Below are 17,874 nucleotides of genomic sequence, written 5' to 3'. Positions count from 1 at the left end.
TTGTAAAAGACTAGCCCTCTTTCCAAACCGTCAGTGAGGAGACAAGGTCAGTTGAAAAATGTTCTGAAAAAGCGCAGTGTACAGAGAGTACATGAGCATTTTGAAGCACATTTTCAACTGAGATTGGCCCTCAATGGTGGTTTGGAAAGAGGGCTATTGAAATTATTTCCGTGCAAGTTTTAAGTATTGCACGGAAAAAGACTAAGCGGGATTAATCTATGCGACGCATATGAGGAAATAATATAACATCTCGTATGGAAGGAGAATTGGTAAAAAGCATAACTAGCCGATCAATGCCAATACCTTCCCCTGCTGTAGGGGGCAAACCATATTCAAGGGCTTCTATATAATCACTATCAAAATGCATAGCTTCTAAATCGCCTGCATCTTTTTCAGCAACTTGTGTATGGAAACGTTCGGCTTGATCTTCTGCATCATTAAGCTCTGAGAACCCATTAGCTATCTCTCGACCTGCAATAAAAAATTCAAAGCGATCAGTGATAGTAGGGTCATTATTATTACGTCTTGCTAAAGGCGATACTTCTGTTGGGTAACCCGTAATAAAAGTTGGTTGAATTAATAAATGCTCAACTGTTTCTTCAAAGAGAATCATTTGTAATTTACCTAACCCATCATTAGCTTTATAGGACAATTGTAAATGATCTAAAACCGCTCGGCATTCTTCTAAGGTATCTAATTGAGTGGTTGTTAAATTAGGACTGTACTGTAAAATGGCTTCTTTTACGCTTAAGCGGGCAAAGGGATCACTTAAATTAATTTCTTGACCTTGATAATTAATTTTACGTGTACCCAACACTACATCGCAGAGGTAATGTATTAAATCTTGCGTAAGATTCATTAAATCCTGATAATCAGCATAAGCCTGATAAAACTCAACCATCGTAAATTCAGGATTATGACGCGTTGATATACCTTCATTGCGAAAATTTCTATTTATTTCATAAACCCGCTCAAATCCACCGACCACTAAACGCTTTAAATATAATTCCGGCGCGATACGCAAGAACATATCCATATTTAAACTATGATGATGAGTGATAAAAGGTCTGGCTAAAGCACCACCCGGAATAGGATGCATCATTGGCGTTTCAACTTCTAAAAATTGATGCTTATCCATGTACTGGCGGAAAGCTTTAATCAATTGGGAGCGAATTAAAAAAGTATGTCTAGAATCTTCATTAGCAATTAAATCGACATAGCGCTTGCGGTAACGCATTTCTTGATCAGCTAAACCATGAAATTTGTCTGGTAGCGGGCGTAATGATTTAGTTAATAAAACAAGATTATCAGCATGAATACTTAATTCACCCGTATTGGTTTTGAATAACTCACCAGTTACCCCAACAATATCTCCTAAATCCCAATCCTTAAATTGTTCATACATTTCAGGTAAATCATTTTGGCGTAAGTAGATTTGAATACGACCTGAGACATCTTGAATATGAAAAAAACTTGCCTTACCCATAACACGCCGCAATACAATGCGTCCTGCGACAGCAACATGAATTTTCTGTGCAGCTAACTCCTCTTTTGAGGAATCCTTATATTGGCCTACTATATTTTCAGCAAAATATTGGCGCCTAAAATGATTAGGAAAATTAAATCCTTGTGACCGTAGGTCTGCTAATTTTTGCTTACGAATTAAATAAACTTCACTCTCATCTAATATCACATCTGTCATACTGCTGCCCCTATACCAGCTTTTAAACTAGCTTCTATAAATTTATCCAAATCACCATCTAATACAGCTTGAGTATTGCTGGTTTCAACACCGGTTCTTAAATCTTTAATACGAGATTGATCAAGCACATACGAGCGTATTTGTGAGCCCCAACCAATATCAGATTTCGTAGCTTCTAGCGCCTGTTGCTCTGCATTTTTCTTTTGTAATTCCATTTCGTAAAGCTTAGCACGCAATTGTTTCATCGCGCTGTCTTTATTTTTATGTTGACTGCGGTCTGTTTGACACTGAACAACAATTCCACTTGGCATATGCGTTATACGTACTGCTGAATCAGTCCGGTTAACATGCTGCCCGCCTGCGCCTGAAGCGCGATAAGTATCAATGCGTAGATCTGCAGGATTAATTTCTATATCTATATCTTCATCAACCTCAGGTGAAACAAAGACGGCTGCAAATGAGGTATGACGTCTGTTACCGGAATCAAAAGGCGACTTTCTCACTAAGCGGTGTACACCTGTTTCCGTTCTTAACCAACCGTAAGCATATTCACCAACCACATGAATCGTTGCACTTTTAATACCGGCAACCTCACCCGGTGAGCATTCAATTAAGGTCATGGTAAAGCCATGATGCTCACCCCAACGTAAATACATCCGCAGTAGCATTTCTGCCCAATCTTGCGCTTCAGTGCCGCCTGAACCCGCTTGAATATCCAAGTAAGCATTAGCATTATCCATCTTACCAGAAAACATACGGCGAAATTCTAAGCTTGCAACTTGCTGCTCTAATGAGGCTAATTCATTAGCAACATCATTAATAGCGTCATTATCATCCTCTTCACGAGCAAGTTCAAAAAGCTCACTCAGATCATTAATATTTTTGGTTAAGAATTCCAATTGATTAACGACTGATTCTAACTGAGCTCGCTCACGTCCTAATGCTTGCGCTTGTTCAGGATGTTCCCAAATAGCTGCAGATTCTAGCTCACGAACCACTTCTTCTAATCGTTCGCTCTTACTATCGAAGTCAAAGATACCCCCGAAGTGCTAAAGTTCGCTCGTTTAAGTCATTTAAAGTTAGATTAATTTGGTTAACTTCTAGCATATTTATTCTATATTTAATTGTTTCAGCCGATAGTTTACTAAGAAAGCCTAAAGCTGGCCAGAAGTAGGCATAACAGATACCTTTATCTTGTTTTTAATAATAAAATGATTTAAAATTTTAAAACATAATGTATATTTTTTTTACAAATTTAGGAACTTATTATGCCAACACCACCATTAACACCTCTTTACGATGATCCACTTCGTAAACAAAAGGACGAAGAATTTGAAGAGCTCATCGAATGGATGAAACAAGATACTCTTGATAAATATAAAAAAACAAACGTGGACACACCACCTCCACTTGCAGTTAAATCGGTTAAAAAACCAGAGGACGATAAAGATTGGGCAGACATCGTTGTAGCTTATAAGGCCCTCTATCCTAAAGTAGACATTACCGATAATATTTTAAAATTTTCGTCGCCTAAAAAAGCTGATGAATTTTTCAGTGAACAAGCTAAGAATGGAAAAATATTTCTAGTTCAAGAAATGAATAATGGAAAAATAACTGATAAGTACCAGTTTTCTTTTGGGAATGGTGAGGTATATAAAGGAACACTTAAGGACATAGCACAGAAGCTAAAAGACACAGAACAGAAGCTAAAAATAGATTCGGTACAGGGCAAAGGTAATCCTGCAATGGAGGCTGAAGTTAAAAAAGCTATAGACCTAATAATGAAAAAACAAGAACAAGCAGAAAAGAAAAAATTAGAACAAGCTAATCAAGGAGCTAATTTAGATAACGATGCGGATAAAAAACAAGATAATAAATCGCCTTAAATCTAATTTTTCAAACTTTCATTATCAGATCTTATTATTTAGGCCCTGCGTGCCCTGGCGTGGAGACTGGCAGGGGTATTTCAATATTATGATGCCGCCAAAAAAGAAAATTGACTTTTTTTACTATTAAATAAGGAGATTTTTCTATAGCAGGCTTTACAGGTACAGGTGCAGGTGAGCTAATTGACTTGCGATCGACTAACTCAATAGCATTTGATTCAGCAACCTCTTTAAAGTCTACATTTTGCTTTAAATCATTTTCTACTTCATTTAAGTGTGCTAGTTGTGCTTGTAGCTGTTTCCCAATGACTTTCTCATTTTTATTTAAACTATACTTTCTAACTAGTGCCACGATTGCAAGCGCGGTAAATGCACAAATTGTTACAATAATTCCACTTGGAACAAAAGACCAACTTGCCATAATACCTACTAGTAAAATGGCAGCCATTAAATTAATAAATACGGCATTACGCTGTTTAAGGTAGCTGTATTCGTTACGCACATAACTGCGATAAAGATCTACATTAGCTTCAGTAGGTATAGGCTCTCTGTAGTACTTATATTTAATAGCAAAATGACTCAAAGAAATAATTTCTTTTGCAACATTTAAAAGAGAAGCTAAAACAAATAAGCTTGCAACTAATGGTGTCATCGGAGAGGCTGCAATAATCCATAAAATATAGGCGGTAAGATTAACTACAAATCCAGCTAGTACAAAACCATTATCCTCTAGGCGTTTAATCAAGGTTTTCTTTTGATCAGCATAATTATCATAAAGAAAATATGCTGTTGAAAACACTTTCCCAATCAACCCCAAAACGGGTAAACTAAAAATAGATAATATAAAGGATTGCAAAGCAAGCCGCACCATTATTAATTCGGGTATAAAAAGCGAAGAAAGCAAAACAGTAGCTACTCCAGTACCCGCTGCAAAAAGTTTTACCCGGCTTATTTGCAATTTTTCATCTATTAATTGCTGAATATAAGCAATTTGGATAAATCCACGCTGATTTAATTGTTCTAATAATTGATAGATATTTTTTTTCTTAATATAGTTCGGCCATTGCGCTTTAGGAATATTTAAATTGGCCAAAAGGATGGTAATTTGCTCAATTACCTCACCATCCTCTGTAATAATAACTTCGCGAAAATTAATTTTTAATTCGTTAAGTCTTTGATCATAATAACTTAACTCATTTTTTAAGGCCTCTGAATCTCCTCCTTTAATATATTCATTGATTGCCTTTAAGTTATTTACTATTGTTTTCAAGTTAATTAATTAATTGTGAACAAATTAATAATTATAATATTAAAAAAATATTACTTTATTTGCAATAATTTAATCTGTATGTCTTTATTTAATGCAATTATAGCGCTAACCCTGGGTTAGCGCTTTTAATTTACTTCGCCTTATTAAGCAAGGATAACATTTCCTTTTTATTTAAATAGCCTGCCGCAGTTAATTGCCCTTTCTGGTTACCTTCTGTATCTAAAAAAATCATTTCAGGTAAACCATAAATAGAAAATCGACTTTTAATCTTACGGGTTTCAGGTGTGTTATCACTGACATTTACTTTCAAACTCATTAAGCCATTCATGGCATTGATAATTTCAGGTTGATTAAAAACATGAGCTTCCATCGCCTGACAATCACTGCACCAAGTTGCATAAAACTCAAGAAATACCGGCTTATGCATATTTTTTGCCTGTAGAAGATAATTATCAATTTTCTCTAATGTATCTACTTTTATAAAGGGTGCTTTAAGCCCTATAGTTTTAGCGTTATTCACTTCCGTAGTTGCGATTGCGGAATATAATAAGATACCGCTTCCCATTAAAGCAAACACGCCAAAAGCTTGCATGGCACGCTGCAAAGTTGACGCATGGTTTTGAAATAAGCCTAAATAAAAACTAGCTAAAATAAGCAAACTAGCCCATAGAACATTGATAATTGTGACTGGCAATATTCTAGATAATAGCCAAATAGCCATACCTAACATCAAAAGTCCAAAAAATTGCTTAACCTTAACCATCCAAAGGCCCGTTTTAGGGAGCAAAGAGCCATAACCTGCACCAACTAATAATAATGGCGTCCCCATACCAAGTGCCAAAATAAATAAAATTAAACCCCCTTTAAGAACTTGCCCCTGCTGTCCAATATAAGTCAATACACCAATTAGTGGCGCGGTTACGCAAGGAGAAACGATTAAGGTTGAAACTACCCCCATTAAGGCTACTGATATAAAACCTCTACTACTTTGCTGGTTAAAACGGCTTAAACGAGCATTAAGCGATGCCGGTAAGCTTAATGAGAAGACATCAAGCATCGATAAGGCCATCAGGATAAAAAGGCCACTAAAAGCACCAATAATCCACGGCTGCTGCATAAGTGTTTGTACTGTACTACCTAAATACGCAGCAAGCATGCCAGCAAGCGCATAGGTAATTGCCATACCAAGAACATAAGCGGCTGAAAGTTGTAATGCTTTTCTAGATGAAAGCGAACGCTGACCCACTATAATACCTGATAAAATAGGCACCATAGGTAATACACAAGGGGTAAAAGCTAGTAAAATACCAAGTCCAAAGAAAACAGCTAAATAAACCCATGGACTATTGTTTTGAATGAAATACATCAGCGTTTCAGGATTTGAACTATCGAAACCTAAGGGCGATGCAAAAGAAAATTGCACCACACCCATAAGCGCAATAAAGCTTATTAAATAAGTAATTTTTTTCATGTAGTCCTCATAATTTATGCCTAGCTAACAGTTAATTAGCTACGGATTAATTAGTCCTAACCCAATTATTTCGTTATACAAGAAAAAATAGAAAACCTATTATAAGGCTCTTTTTGTCCTGTATAGAACGTTTTACGTCATACACAGCCATTTACCTATTAGCTGCGTAAAAATTAAGGTTTAGGAAACTTTAAGTAAATTTCTAAAAGTTTGACTACAAGGTTAAATGGGCGGTCTAAAAGGAAGTGCTTTTGGCGCAGTGGAAAATAAATTAGGTAAGACAAACAATACTAAGCCGATTGTCATAAACAGATAAGGCAGACAGGTTAAATTTTCTTCTACAGCTGTATAATAAGCAGAAGCTTGACATAAGCCACTAATAGCTGCCCTCACTGGGCATTCAGTAGTATGGGTATATTGGGTTGTAGATGAGTTCTGATTATTAATATAAAAAAATGCCGGCTTGGCCAATAGGAAGGCTAAGCTTAAAATAAGACAACATTTAAAGAAGTGGGCAGATGTCTTCATAAAAAATATACTAGCATAGGTAAGATATTCTGACAAATGTGAAATTTATTAGGTAACAGGGCTAAAAAGCTAATAGCACATTTAAATTAATGGTAAGTGTTTAAGTAATGTTGTCAGCTTAAGCCTTAATGGCCTTGGCTCAAAATTCACATGAACATTGTTGGGCCAAGGCCCAACCTACATAATATTTCTCTTAAGTTGGTGCCATTAGTACACGTTTACCATTAACCCTACCCGGCTTTTTTCCTATTTTTATTTTTCCACTCGGTATCAATAGAGCCCTTTGCTAAACTTTTTAAATTATGATCAAGCGCTACCCTATCATCAAAGACAAAGCAACTTCCTTCCCACTTTGAGTTTTCAACAGGTATCGTAGCTAGATAATTTAAAATACCACCGTTTAATTGATAAACTTGTTGAAATCCTAGTTGTTTCAAGTAAGCAGTAGATTTCTCACAGCGAATACCGCCCGTACAATACATAGCAATTTTTTTATCTTTCTTATCTATTAATTGCTTACTCACATAATCTGGTAAATCTCTAAAATTTTCTGTCACAGGATTTACAGCACCTTTAAATGTCCCTAATTTGACTTCATAATCATTGCGGGTATCAATAACGACAACATTGGGGTCAGCAAGCAACTCATTCCATTGCTCAGGTGTTAAATGTGTACCGGTAGAATCTAGAGGGTTAATTTCAGGCGCGCCTAATGTCACTATTTCCTTACGTAATTTTACCTTGGCTTTTGCAAACGGATTAAAATCATCATACGTTTTACGAAAAGTTAACTCCCTTAAAGGAGCAAAAGAGCTTAAATAGTTTTCTAAATAAGCTACAGAATCATCTGTACCACAGAATGTACCATTTATTCCTTCTGCAGCTAAAATAATAGTGCCGAGAATATTTTTCTCTTTCATAACCATTAACAATGGCTCTTTCATAGCTTCATAATCGGCAAGCGGCGTAAACTTATAGAAAGTTGCAATCGTATATAAACTCATTTTGTACCTAGTTAAAATTCTTTCTAAATCAAATATATTAAACTTTCTTAGAACAGCCTAGCGAGAGAGGCTTTCAAAGAAAGTTGGTCTTTGTATTTTAAGTATTGACCTAAAGTTGCTGATAAAAAAAGCATATTTTATCTTAAAATAAGCCTTATGAGTACTAAAAGCGTCCTTTATTTCTTTATACAAGACAATAGACCTCTTGCATAACCTACTTAGTTTACGCGATTACTGTGTTGCAAGGGTTTCTCCGCTCCTCAAAACCCTTGCGCCTTACACTCACGCAAAATAAATAGGTTATGCAAGAAGTTTAATAATTAATAAATAATCCCGCTTAATATTATAGCCTTGCCGCACCTTAAAAATTTAATGATGCTACAAGCTCTCAATATTTCGCAAACTAGTTACGAAATATTGAAAGAAGATTAAATAGACCAACTAGAATCAATTTCACATTACCAAATTATACAACGGTCATTATTAATCATAGGGCTTGGCTTACTTACGTTAAATGTCTTTGCAAATTGCTCTATATTCGCTAAGGGGCCATTTACTCGATATACTGCAGGCGGGTGAGGATCTGTTGTTAATAAATTACGTAATTGTTCAGTCCTTATATTAGTTGCCCAAACATGAGCGACACCTAAAAAGAATTGTTGGTCTGGGGTAAAACCGGCAATTGTTTTAGCTTGTTGATAATCTTTAGAATGATGATAAGCAAGGTAAGCTAGTAATACGCCCCCTAAATCGGCAGTGGCCTCACCTACTACTAAGTCTCCTTGAACAGCTAGTCCATCAACTTTATAGCTTGAATACTGTTTAATAATGCATTGTGTTGCCTGTTGAAAACGCTTTAAATCTTCTGGGGACCACCAATTTTTTAAATTACCGTGACCATCAAATTGAGCACCCTGATCGTCAAATCCATGCGTGATTTCATGACCCATAACAAAGCCAATAGAGCCATAGTTTACAGCAGCAGGCGCATTAGGATCAAAAAATGGTGGTTGTAGAATACCAGCAGGGATATTAATATTATTCATAGAAGGATCGTAATAAGCATTAATAGTTTGTGGTGTCATACCCCACTCATCTCTATCTACTGGCTTATCAATTTTATTTAAATCTCTTTTAATTAAAAATTGATTACCGCGAATTACATTTAAAACATAAGGCCCTCTATCAATTTTTAATTTTGAATAATCACGCCATTTATTAGGATAGCCAACTCGCTCCTCCATTAAAGAAAGTTTCTCTAATGCTGCTTTTCTAGTAGCAGGCGTCATCCAACTTAAGGTTTGTAAATCAGTTTGTAATACTTGGCGAATATTATGTAATATGGCCAACACCTCAACTTTAGACTTTTCAGAAAAGTACTCTTTTACATATAGTTTACCGATTGCAAACCCTAATAAGCTACTTTCAGTATTTACGACTCGCTTCCATCTTGGTAACAATTTCTGCGCACCTGACAAAACTGTTGTCATGTGGAAATCTTCATCTATAAATGGTTGAGATAAATAAGGCGCAAATCCATCTAAAAGATGCCAGCGCAAATATATTTTCCAATTATCTAGACTCACTTTAGTTAAAAGATTATTCATGCCAATAAAAAAATCAGGCATAGCAACATTGATAGATTGAATATTGGGTAAGTTTAGTGCCTTAAAATAAGTAGGCCATGAAAAATTAGGTGTTAGCTGCTCTAATTGCTTACGACTTTTAATATTAAAAGTCGCTTTTATATTACGCTGCTGCACCTGCGACATGGAAACCTTAGCTAAAGCAGTTTCGATATCCATTACAACCATTGCTTCGCGCTCTGCTATCGCTGGCTCATCCCCAACTAATTCAAATAGGCGAGCAATATGCTTAACATATGCATCCCTTATCGCTTTAAATTTTGGATCATCTTTTAGATAATAATCTCGATCAGGCAAGCCTAAGCCTCCCTGTAAGGCAGCAGCAATCATTTGCTTACTATTTTTATAGTCTGTCATACTACTGAAATTAAATAAGGCATCGACCCCAATTAACTGCAATTCAGTAATAACTGCCTGAAGACTTGCCATATTTTTAATATTATTAATATGGTCTATAAAGGGCTGTAATGGCTTAAATCCTAACTCATTAATTGCTTTTATATCCATGCCACTATAGTAAAAATCGCCAATTTTTTGTTCAATACTTCCTGGTACAGCCTGTTTATCAGCTGCAGCCTTTATAAGCATTTGATGAATTTTGTTTTGAATCCCTAACTGGAGAATATTAAATGTACTCCAACTAGCATATTCAGGTGGTATAGGGTTGTCCTTTTGCCATGTTCCATTAGCATAACTAAAAAAATTTTCTCCTGGCGCAATACTCTTATCAAGCCAATTTAAACGTAGTGCTTGGGCAGAAGCTGTATCCTCGGGTGGATTTGCATTTAAAACAGCAGGAAGCAAAATTAATATACAGCCAAAAAGTCTGCTTAAAAGCATAGTTATCCTTATACTATAAGTTAAATTTATGATTTAAAATTATGCGTCAACTTAAACTCAGGCTCGCTTATTTAAAAAATAATCGTTAAATTAATTTTATAAGCCGCAAATCATTATTCTTTAAATCACCTAGATTGATGAGCGTAAATAAATCTATTAAATAGTACTTTAAGTTGAAGCCTTCAAATTATCATAATTGCAAATAAAAACAAATTGCTATACTTGAGATAAAGCTTAAACAGGAAAAATATATGCAATTAATAAATAATTTAATCAGTTATTTATTAACCCTTGTAAAAATAATTATTTGGGTTTTTATTTTTATAACCTTATTTGGGCTCGCTAAGCCTTATGTGGCTGATTTAAATAGATATCCTTATTTAGACTCAGTCATGAAGGTTGAGAAAACTTTAAATACAAATGTTAAAAACTATATTCCTACTACAATAGCTAGTAGGGATCTATCTAGACCAATTACTATAGTTTTTCTTATTATTTTATCTGGAATTACGTCGCGCTTAAGAGAAACTTTAATGGCCCGGGCCAGAAAAGCAAAAATGAAAAAAGAACTTGGCTTACTAAAACAAAAAGTGACTACTCAAGAACAACAACAATCAATCAATACCTTAGAAAAGCAACTTGATAATAATTTAACAAATAAAAATCGGCAGCAATTATTAAAAGAATTTGTTCTATTAAAAAAAGAATTAGAAAAAACAGGACGAAATTTATCATTTTTATCCATTGATATTGTTGATTCTACAGGGATGAAAAAAGGTGAAGATCCCGTTATTGTAGAAAGAGATTTTAATGAATATCATGATTTTATTGTTAATAAATTTAAAGAAGCAGGCTATATTAAAGCAGCGTGGACGCCAGATGGTGTTATGGCTTGTTTTAACACCACTGAACAGGCCATTAATGCAGCACGATCAATTATCTTTGGTTTAAAAGATTTCAATCAAAATACAAAAATGATAAAAAGGGATTTTAATGTACGCTGCGGTATTAATACGGGATTTGTATATTATGATTTATCTACTCCATTAGAGGAATTTGGCGATAGGGTTATTGATATTGCCGGTCACATGCAAAAGCATGCAAAACCGAATACCATCTATATAGCGCAAGAGATTATTAAACCAATTAAAACGTATGATGTTTTTGAATCAAATAAAGTAACCGTAGATGGGTTTGCAGTTTGTGAATGGACGCCTAATATAGCCAGTAAGCCAATAGATGCGGATAGACCTTCAATCCCTTAATTAAAGAAAGTCACTTAAAATTGCTCTAGCGATTATAAAATAAACTTATATACAGTTAGCTTAATTTTAATAATATTTAATCATTTCAATAAGTTGAAAAAAAAATTTCTAATAGAGAAAATTAACTTGATTATGTTATATTAATTTCGCCTCAATCAACTTAAAAAAGGATTTAATGATGAAACTTAAATTAACTACCGCCGTATTATTATCTACTTTTTCACTGTCTACCGTGTTTGCTGCTGCTTCAACTACTCATAATACAAATAGCAATCAATCTATGATGCATACTAAGCAAAATAGTGGCGCTATGAACCAGTCTAAAGCTAATGCAGCGCAACAAGATGGGCAAATATTGGACGTTTTGGTGGTTCTAAATCAAAATGAAATTGCGGCTGCTAATCTTATTTCTAAAAAGAAAGATGTTAATGACTCAGTAAAAAGATACGCCAGAATGTTAGCCAGAGAACATGGTAAAAATCTTAAAGAAACAATGAAATTAAGCCATAGTATCGGCTCACCTATGCAAAATGCCACAGCTGATAGTTTAAAGAAAAAAGGAGAACATGAATTAGCTACTTTAAATCCTTTAACAGGAGCTGCACTGGATAAAGCTTATATTGATGCTATGGTAAATGATCATCAACAAGCTCTACAGTTATTTGACGATAATTTGATGCCTAATGCTAGCAATCAAAAACTTAAAGCTCAGTTAACGCAAACGCGCAAACATTTAGTTAAACATCTAAAAGAAGCGCAAGCAATTCAAAATAAATTAAACCAAACGGCTAACTCTGATACAGATACATCAAGTTCAACTGGCAGCAACCGGTAGTAACACGTCTAAATAATAAACAGCACATTATTGATATTTGCAATACTGTGTAAAGACAATAAGAAGGACATAGGTTCTTCTTATTGTCTAAAATAACAAATGTAATAAAGCACCTAGTAGCATTAATCTAAGAGCAGCTCTGTCCTTCTCGCATAGGCGGGAATCTATTTTATGTTAGCTCAATGCGCTATGAAGATAGATTTCCGCCTGCATGGAAATGACAGATTTCTTAAACTGAAAATATTACCTTTTATTACTAAAAAGCGTTAGCTTTAATACTATTACGGATTACTTCCAGTACCAGTATTACCCCCAGTTGTGCCAGTATTAGTATTAGTTGTATTTGTATTTGTTGTGCCTGTGCCACTAGTTCCAGTATCATTAGTTCCGGTGCCAGCAGTACCATTAGACATATCAGTAGTGCCTGTGGTCGTGGTTGTAGAAGTATTAGTATTAACTGATGTAGACGGTGCAGGTACGGTTGTGTTAGGTGTTTCAACGTTAATTGTACTATTAGTAGGTGCAGGCGTCGTGGTTGTTGTATTAACCTTGTTTGTATGATCACCTAAAACATAATAAAGAATTACACCAATAATAACTACAATAACTACTATGGCAACAATAGCAACATTATTGCTTGAATTTTGATCTGCCATTCCAATCTCCTTTTGTTTTTGTTTCCTATCAATATTAGTATAGAACTTAAACTATGCTATGCCATTAATTTACTTAGGCATAATTAATAATTAAAAATCAAGGAGATGACTATTGCAATAGTCATTTTTAAAAATAGCAAAAAAAAATCAATTGTAAGCTATAAAGCGCTATATTAATAAATTAAATCTATACTCATTATTAATATCATTTTTCAGTAAATAATAAATTTCTCGGAAATTAAGAAATCCAACCGGAGGAATAAGACGTGCAGGCAAGTGAAGCTATTTACGATAATGAAAAACTATCTTTTCAAGAGTTAAAAAAATATTTTCAATTTGTACGGCAAAAAACTGAAGAAATTTGCAGCCCTTTGCTGACGGAGGACTATGTCATCCAAGGCATGCCAGATGTCAGCCCTCCTAAATGGCATCTAGCACACACAACCTGGTTTTTTGAAACGTTTATTTTATTAAAATATGGTAAGTGCCAACCATTTAAAGCAGCCTACGATTATTTGTTTAATTCTTATTATTTAGGGATTAATCAACCTTTCCCACGGCCAAATCGAGGATTATTAGCTAGGCCATCAGTAGATGAAATTTATAACTATCGCCATCATATAAACAGTTTAATTTTAGAGCTTACAGAGCAAAAGCTATCTGATAATTTTAATGAAGTATATAATTTAATTCGTCTAGGTATAGAGCATGAGCAACAGCATCAAGAATTATTGCTTATGGATATTAAGTATAATTTTTCACTTAATCCTGAGCTACCAGTTTATTATACGCTAAAAGACCAAGCGTCATTAAATATAGTTAAAAAATCATTAGAATTTATACCTATAAAAGGCGATAAATTCATTATGGGGAGTTCAGCTCAAAATTTTTGCTTTGATAATGAGTTGCCGCAACATCAAATTTTATTGGATGATTTTTTAATAGCTAATAAGCTTGTAACTAATGGTGAATATTTAGAATTTATGCTATCAGGTGGATATGAAAATGCTATTTTATGGTTATCTGATGGCTGGTCATGGTTACAAGATAATGGCATTACTAAGCCTTTATATTGGTTTTACATTGATGCAAGCTGGTATGAATATACGTTAACCGGATTAAAACCTTTAAATCTAGATGAACCTGTTTGTCATATTAGCTACTTTGAAGCAGATGCTTATGCTCGCTGGAAATCTTGCCGCCTACCGACCGAAGAAGAATGGGAATATGCTGTCACCAAACATTTAATACCTCTTAGAGGTAATTTTTTAGAACAAAGTATTTATCATCCTCAAGCGGCCTACCAACAAAAAGAAAAATCAACACTATTACAATTTTTTGGTGATCTTTGGGAGTGGACTGCCAGCCCCTATAGAGCTTATCCCCGATATAAACCTTTCTCAGGTTCTATAGGAGAATACAATGGTAAATTTATGAACAATCAATATGTATTACGCGGCGGCTGTTGTGTTACATCACAATCCCATATGCGCGCTACCTATCGTAATTTTTATCAGCCAGAAAAGCAATGGGCATTTAGTGGCATTCGATTAGCTCAAGACTATTGACAAAGGAGTTGTCATGACTATGAATTTAAAAGTAACAACATTAAATCAATCTAATTTAATAGATAATAAACAAACACTTTTAACTGACATATTAAATGGACTTTCTTCAGAAAAAAAATTTATTCCTTCTAAATATTTTTATGATGATAAAGGAAGTGAATTATTTAATAGAATAACTCGCCATCCGGATTATTATTTAACCAATTGTGAATTAGAAATTTTAAAAACACATAAAGCTGACTTATCTCATTTGCTTAAACAACAAAGTTTTAACCTTATTGAACTTGGTCCAGGTGAAGGGATTAAAAGCCGAATACTTATTAAGCAATTTTTACAAGATTCTTTAGATTTTAATTATTTTGCTATCGATATTTCTAGCAAGTATCTTGAGCAAATAACTAAGCAATTTCAACAAGAATTTTCAGACTTAAAATTAGTTGCACTGCAGTCTGATTATTTTAAAGGGTTAGAATGGTTAAAAACACAATCTAGGCGGAAAAGTTTATTATTATTTTTAGGGTCTAGTATTGGTAATTTTAGCTATGAGCATACGCAAAAATTTCTTCAAGCAATTTGGACAGAATTACAAGATGGTGATTATTTCTTAATTGCTTTTGACTTACGTAAAGATATTGATATTTTATTACGTGCTTATAATGATAACGATGGTATTACAAAAGAATTTAATTTTAATTTGTTAAATCGTTTAAATAACGAGTTAGGTGCTAATTTTAATCTCGCTTTATTTTATCACTATGCTCCCTACAATGTGTACTCAGGTGCTATGGAAAGTTATCTTGTTAGCTCACAAGAACAAACGGTTTTTATTAAATCTTTAGATAAGTCTTTTCATTTTTCTGCATTTGAACCTATTCATGTAGAATTTTCTTATAAATACCTTTTGCCTCAAATTAATCAGTTAGCAACCAATAATGGTTTTTCTATTGTAAAAAATTTCTTAGACTCTAAAAATTATTTTGTAGATTCACTTTGGCAAGTTCATAAGTAAATAAAGTTGAATTAATTTGGCTTAAGAATAGCGTCCGTTAGTTAATAAGGCCAATAGAAATAAGTATTAGAACGCTTAATAGGGTTAACTTAAGAACAGCGCTATATTCTAATTAGGTACTGTGCCAACATTAAACTAGATTCCCACTTAGGCGAAAATGACAAGATTTTTAAACAATGCAAGTGCCAAAATGAATTTCTGTTATCGCGAAAGAGATAGAATTCTTAAATTGACAGCATTATTAAATGCTCTTTCCTAACCTATAGACTTAAATGCAAGTCGATACCTTCCTAAGGTGAAAGATTATATTAAACCTCTTGCATAACCTATTTATTTTGCGTGAGTGCAAGGCGCAAGGGTTTTGAGGAGCGGAGTTTGCATGGCGTAAATGAGCACCGGAGAAACCCTTGCAACACAGCAATCGCGTAAAATAAGTAGGTTATGCAAGAGGTCTATTAAGTAAATGCCTACAATATAGAAACACTTAAAGCATAAGGATATAGAGCTCTATTTTTAATAGAGCTATTGATTTAGCCGAGATTTTAAGCGATTCTTAGCCAAAATTTGCGTTTCAATTAAAGGTTTAATTTTAATGAATCCTATAAGAGTTTTAATAAGTAGAATCATTTTCTTTAGTCGCTGGCTACAAGCGCCTTTATATCTTGGTCTTATTGTTGTTTTAGGAGCTTATGCTTATCGATTTATTGCTGAATTATTTCATTTAATTATTAATATTCATGGCTTAAATGATACGCAAATTATGCTTGGCGTATTAGATTTAATTGATGTTGTTATGCTGGCTAACTTATTAATTATGGTTATTATGGGCGGATATGATACCTTTATCGCTGATCTTAATTTAAAGTCTCATCCTGACCAACCTGAATGGCTCGATCACCTTGATGCAGGTGCTATGAAAGTGAAATTAGCTGTTGCCTTAATTGGTATTTCCTCAATTCACTTATTAAGAACTTTTATTGATCCTACGAAACAAAGTAATTATGCTGTTATGTGGCAAGTTATTATCCATTTAACCTTAGTTATTTCAGCGCTAGCAATTACTTTTACGAACCGTTTAGTATCTAATGAAGACCATTAAACCTTAATTTATAACTAAAATCTTGTAGTAACAATTAAGTTAACTTTAATTTATGATTAAATAATAAATTAAAGTTATTAAATGACTTTAATAATTTTGACCTCAATTTGACAGATTTTAAATAGAGAATTAACATAAATATAAGATAACGCGTTATTTAATGTTTACACTTTCTAAGCTAATATTAAGTGCAAGCGGAGTAGTAGTAGTTGTATAAGACTTAAGTTTGAGAATTATATGCCAAAACTTTCTGCAGGCAAAAATACTAAAAGCCCTCAACGAGATTAATATAAGTCCTCATTAAGTCCTAAAGAAAAATATCTTTAGACCGAAAATAAACTCACAAATTGCCGTAATAATTTAAATTAATTAACTATAAATTTTAGAAATAAACCAAGAGGTATATTATGAATTCAAATGACCATAATCAGCAGCAAAAAAATCCAAATCGACAAGAGCAGCCAAGGCAAGATACGCAACAAGGTCAAGATAAACACTTTAAAAAAGGACAACATAATAAACAAAGCCAATTTCAACATGGGCAAAGCCAGCAAGGTGAGAATGGCCATAAATCAATAAAAAAATAAACTTCTTTTTAAAATGGAATCTAACTACAAGTTTAGACAGGGAAAATAAATGTATACTCGCGAATCTTCTTGCCAAGGTAATTTTAATACTAGTGAAAAGTTATTTAAAAACTTCTGTGATGGCTACAGACGTCGTGATTTACCCTACATTCTTAGCTTATTTACAAAAGATGCTACTTTATGGGGTACTGCTATTGACGAATATCGTCATGGATTAAAAGAAATTGAGCAACAATTAATACGAGCGTGGAACCAGGCTGAAGAAAGTGAAATAGAAATTATCAATTTCAACCCTACACCAGCGCATTCTTTTTGGGCTAGTGCTAATTGTATAGCTAAATTAAACATGGATGGGCAAGTTTATATTTTAGAACATTTAAGAATAACTATTTGCATCGATGAAGAAGATCAGGCTTGGAAAATTGCACACCTTCACGCGTCTTTTCCTGATTTTAGGAATCCGCGTAATGGTGCATTCCCTATTACAGGTTAAAATAGTCTATAATTC

The 17,874-nt window shown here is 33.9% G+C and carries 16 protein-coding genes; 8 read left to right on the top strand and 8 right to left on the bottom strand.

Annotation, left to right across the window (positions count from 1 at the left end; translation table 11 throughout):
- Positions 1-211 precede the first annotated feature (211 nt).
- Together lysS and prfB are read right to left on the bottom strand one after the other, a co-directional pair.
- Entirely contained in the window at positions 212-1,702 is a 1,491-nt protein-coding gene (lysS, locus tag ACNVED_RS03515) for a lysine--tRNA ligase (RefSeq protein ID WP_419420382.1), read from the bottom strand.
- Positions 1,699-2,809, bottom strand: a protein-coding gene (gene prfB, locus ACNVED_RS03510) for a peptide chain release factor 2 (protein ID WP_419420381.1) whose coding sequence is annotated in 2 segments (ribosomal slippage) — positions 1,699-2,733 and positions 2,735-2,809 — 1,110 coding nt in all. Because the reading frame shifts where the segments join, the coding sequence is not laid out codon by codon here. Before prfB ends, lysS begins: the two co-directional genes overlap by 4 nt.
- Before the next feature lie 161 nt (positions 2,810-2,970).
- On the opposite strand from prfB, the gene ACNVED_RS03505 reads away from it, so the two are divergent.
- The gene (locus ACNVED_RS03505; protein WP_419420380.1) at positions 2,971-3,588 is read left to right on the top strand and encodes a hypothetical protein; all 618 of its coding nucleotides are present in this window, start codon (positions 2,971-2,973) and stop codon (positions 3,586-3,588) included.
- Positions 3,589-3,622: 34 nt separating this feature from the next.
- Here ACNVED_RS03505 and ACNVED_RS03500 read toward each other — a convergent pair whose 3' ends face one another.
- From ACNVED_RS03500 to ACNVED_RS03480, 5 genes are all read right to left on the bottom strand, one after another.
- Positions 3,623-4,858: a hypothetical protein gene (locus ACNVED_RS03500; protein WP_419420379.1), complete on the bottom strand. Its 1,236-nt coding sequence runs from the start codon at positions 4,856-4,858 to the stop codon at positions 3,623-3,625.
- A gap of 130 nt (positions 4,859-4,988) precedes the next feature.
- Positions 4,989-6,329: a protein-disulfide reductase DsbD gene (gene dsbD / locus ACNVED_RS03495; protein ID WP_419420378.1), complete on the bottom strand. Its 1,341-nt coding sequence runs from the start codon at positions 6,327-6,329 to the stop codon at positions 4,989-4,991.
- Between the two features lie 222 nt (positions 6,330-6,551).
- Positions 6,552-6,857 carry a hypothetical protein gene (locus ACNVED_RS03490; RefSeq protein ID WP_419420377.1) on the bottom strand — a complete coding sequence of 102 codons (306 nt, stop codon included), beginning with the start codon at positions 6,855-6,857 and terminating at the stop codon, positions 6,552-6,554.
- A 230-nt stretch (positions 6,858-7,087) separates the two neighbouring features.
- Positions 7,088-7,861 carry a rhodanese-related sulfurtransferase gene (locus tag ACNVED_RS03485; protein ID WP_419420376.1) on the bottom strand — a complete coding sequence of 258 codons (774 nt, stop codon included), beginning with the start codon at positions 7,859-7,861 and terminating at the stop codon, positions 7,088-7,090.
- 458 nt (positions 7,862-8,319) lie between these two features.
- Positions 8,320-10,347, bottom strand: coding sequence for a M13 family metallopeptidase (locus ACNVED_RS03480; protein WP_419420375.1), 2,028 nt, complete (start codon positions 10,345-10,347; stop codon positions 8,320-8,322).
- Between the two features lie 251 nt (positions 10,348-10,598).
- Between ACNVED_RS03480 and ACNVED_RS03475 the strand changes: the two genes are divergently transcribed.
- Positions 10,599-11,612 carry an adenylate/guanylate cyclase domain-containing protein gene (locus tag ACNVED_RS03475; RefSeq protein WP_419420374.1) on the top strand — a complete coding sequence of 338 codons (1,014 nt, stop codon included), beginning with the start codon at positions 10,599-10,601 and terminating at the stop codon, positions 11,610-11,612.
- Positions 11,613-11,787: 175 nt separating this feature from the next.
- Positions 11,788-12,447, top strand: coding sequence for a DUF4142 domain-containing protein (locus tag ACNVED_RS03470; protein ID WP_419420373.1), 660 nt, complete (start codon positions 11,788-11,790; stop codon positions 12,445-12,447).
- A 281-nt stretch (positions 12,448-12,728) separates the two neighbouring features.
- On the opposite strand, the gene ACNVED_RS03465 is transcribed toward ACNVED_RS03470, so the two are convergent.
- Positions 12,729-13,103, bottom strand: coding sequence for a hypothetical protein (locus ACNVED_RS03465; RefSeq protein WP_419420372.1), 375 nt, complete (start codon positions 13,101-13,103; stop codon positions 12,729-12,731).
- A 266-nt stretch (positions 13,104-13,369) separates the two neighbouring features.
- On the opposite strand from ACNVED_RS03465, the gene egtB reads away from it, so the two are divergent.
- The 5 genes from egtB (at position 13,370) to ACNVED_RS03440 (ending at position 17,859) form a co-directional block, all read left to right on the top strand.
- Positions 13,370-14,671 (top strand): ergothioneine biosynthesis protein EgtB, encoded by a 1,302-nt coding sequence (gene egtB / locus ACNVED_RS03460; RefSeq protein WP_419420371.1) that lies wholly within the window; start codon positions 13,370-13,372, stop codon positions 14,669-14,671.
- 13 nt (positions 14,672-14,684) lie between these two features.
- Positions 14,685-15,680 carry an L-histidine N(alpha)-methyltransferase gene (gene egtD, locus ACNVED_RS03455; RefSeq protein WP_419420370.1) on the top strand — a complete coding sequence of 332 codons (996 nt, stop codon included), beginning with the start codon at positions 14,685-14,687 and terminating at the stop codon, positions 15,678-15,680.
- A 592-nt stretch (positions 15,681-16,272) separates the two neighbouring features.
- Entirely contained in the window at positions 16,273-16,779 is a 507-nt protein-coding gene (locus tag ACNVED_RS03450; RefSeq protein WP_419420369.1) for a TIGR00645 family protein, read from the top strand.
- 407 nt (positions 16,780-17,186) lie between these two features.
- Entirely contained in the window at positions 17,187-17,366 is a 180-nt protein-coding gene (locus ACNVED_RS03445; RefSeq protein WP_419420368.1) for a hypothetical protein, read from the top strand.
- A gap of 49 nt (positions 17,367-17,415) precedes the next feature.
- Positions 17,416-17,859, top strand: coding sequence for a nuclear transport factor 2 family protein (locus ACNVED_RS03440; protein WP_419420367.1), 444 nt, complete (start codon positions 17,416-17,418; stop codon positions 17,857-17,859).
- Positions 17,860-17,874: the final 15 nt, after the last annotated feature.

Origin of the sequence: Legionella sp. D16C41 (assembly GCF_048541585.1) — a bacterium.
Lineage (GTDB): Bacteria > Pseudomonadota > Gammaproteobacteria > Legionellales > Legionellaceae > Legionella_C.
The sequence above is the reverse complement of the archived record's forward strand: the minus strand, read 5'-3'. Positions and strand labels throughout refer to the sequence as shown.

Coding starts and splice junctions, on each gene's coding strand:
- ACNVED_RS03485 (WP_419420376.1), bottom strand. CDS start 7,861: ATGAGTTTATATACGATTGCAACTTTCTATAAGTTTACGCCGCTTGCC.
- egtD (WP_419420370.1), top strand. CDS start 14,685: ATGACTATGAATTTAAAAGTAACAACATTAAATCAATCTAATTTAATA.
- ACNVED_RS03450 (WP_419420369.1), top strand. CDS start 16,273: ATGAATCCTATAAGAGTTTTAATAAGTAGAATCATTTTCTTTAGTCGC.
- ACNVED_RS03475 (WP_419420374.1), top strand. CDS start 10,599: ATGCAATTAATAAATAATTTAATCAGTTATTTATTAACCCTTGTAAAA.
- ACNVED_RS03480 (WP_419420375.1), bottom strand. CDS start 10,347: ATGCTTTTAAGCAGACTTTTTGGCTGTATATTAATTTTGCTTCCTGCT.
- ACNVED_RS03445 (WP_419420368.1), top strand. CDS start 17,187: ATGAATTCAAATGACCATAATCAGCAGCAAAAAAATCCAAATCGACAA.
- ACNVED_RS03465 (WP_419420372.1), bottom strand. CDS start 13,103: ATGGCAGATCAAAATTCAAGCAATAATGTTGCTATTGTTGCCATAGTA.
- ACNVED_RS03470 (WP_419420373.1), top strand. CDS start 11,788: ATGATGAAACTTAAATTAACTACCGCCGTATTATTATCTACTTTTTCA.
- ACNVED_RS03490 (WP_419420377.1), bottom strand. CDS start 6,857: ATGAAGACATCTGCCCACTTCTTTAAATGTTGTCTTATTTTAAGCTTA.
- ACNVED_RS03505 (WP_419420380.1), top strand. CDS start 2,971: ATGCCAACACCACCATTAACACCTCTTTACGATGATCCACTTCGTAAA.
- ACNVED_RS03440 (WP_419420367.1), top strand. CDS start 17,416: ATGTATACTCGCGAATCTTCTTGCCAAGGTAATTTTAATACTAGTGAA.
- dsbD (WP_419420378.1), bottom strand. CDS start 6,329: ATGAAAAAAATTACTTATTTAATAAGCTTTATTGCGCTTATGGGTGTG.
- lysS (WP_419420382.1), bottom strand. CDS start 1,702: ATGACAGATGTGATATTAGATGAGAGTGAAGTTTATTTAATTCGTAAG.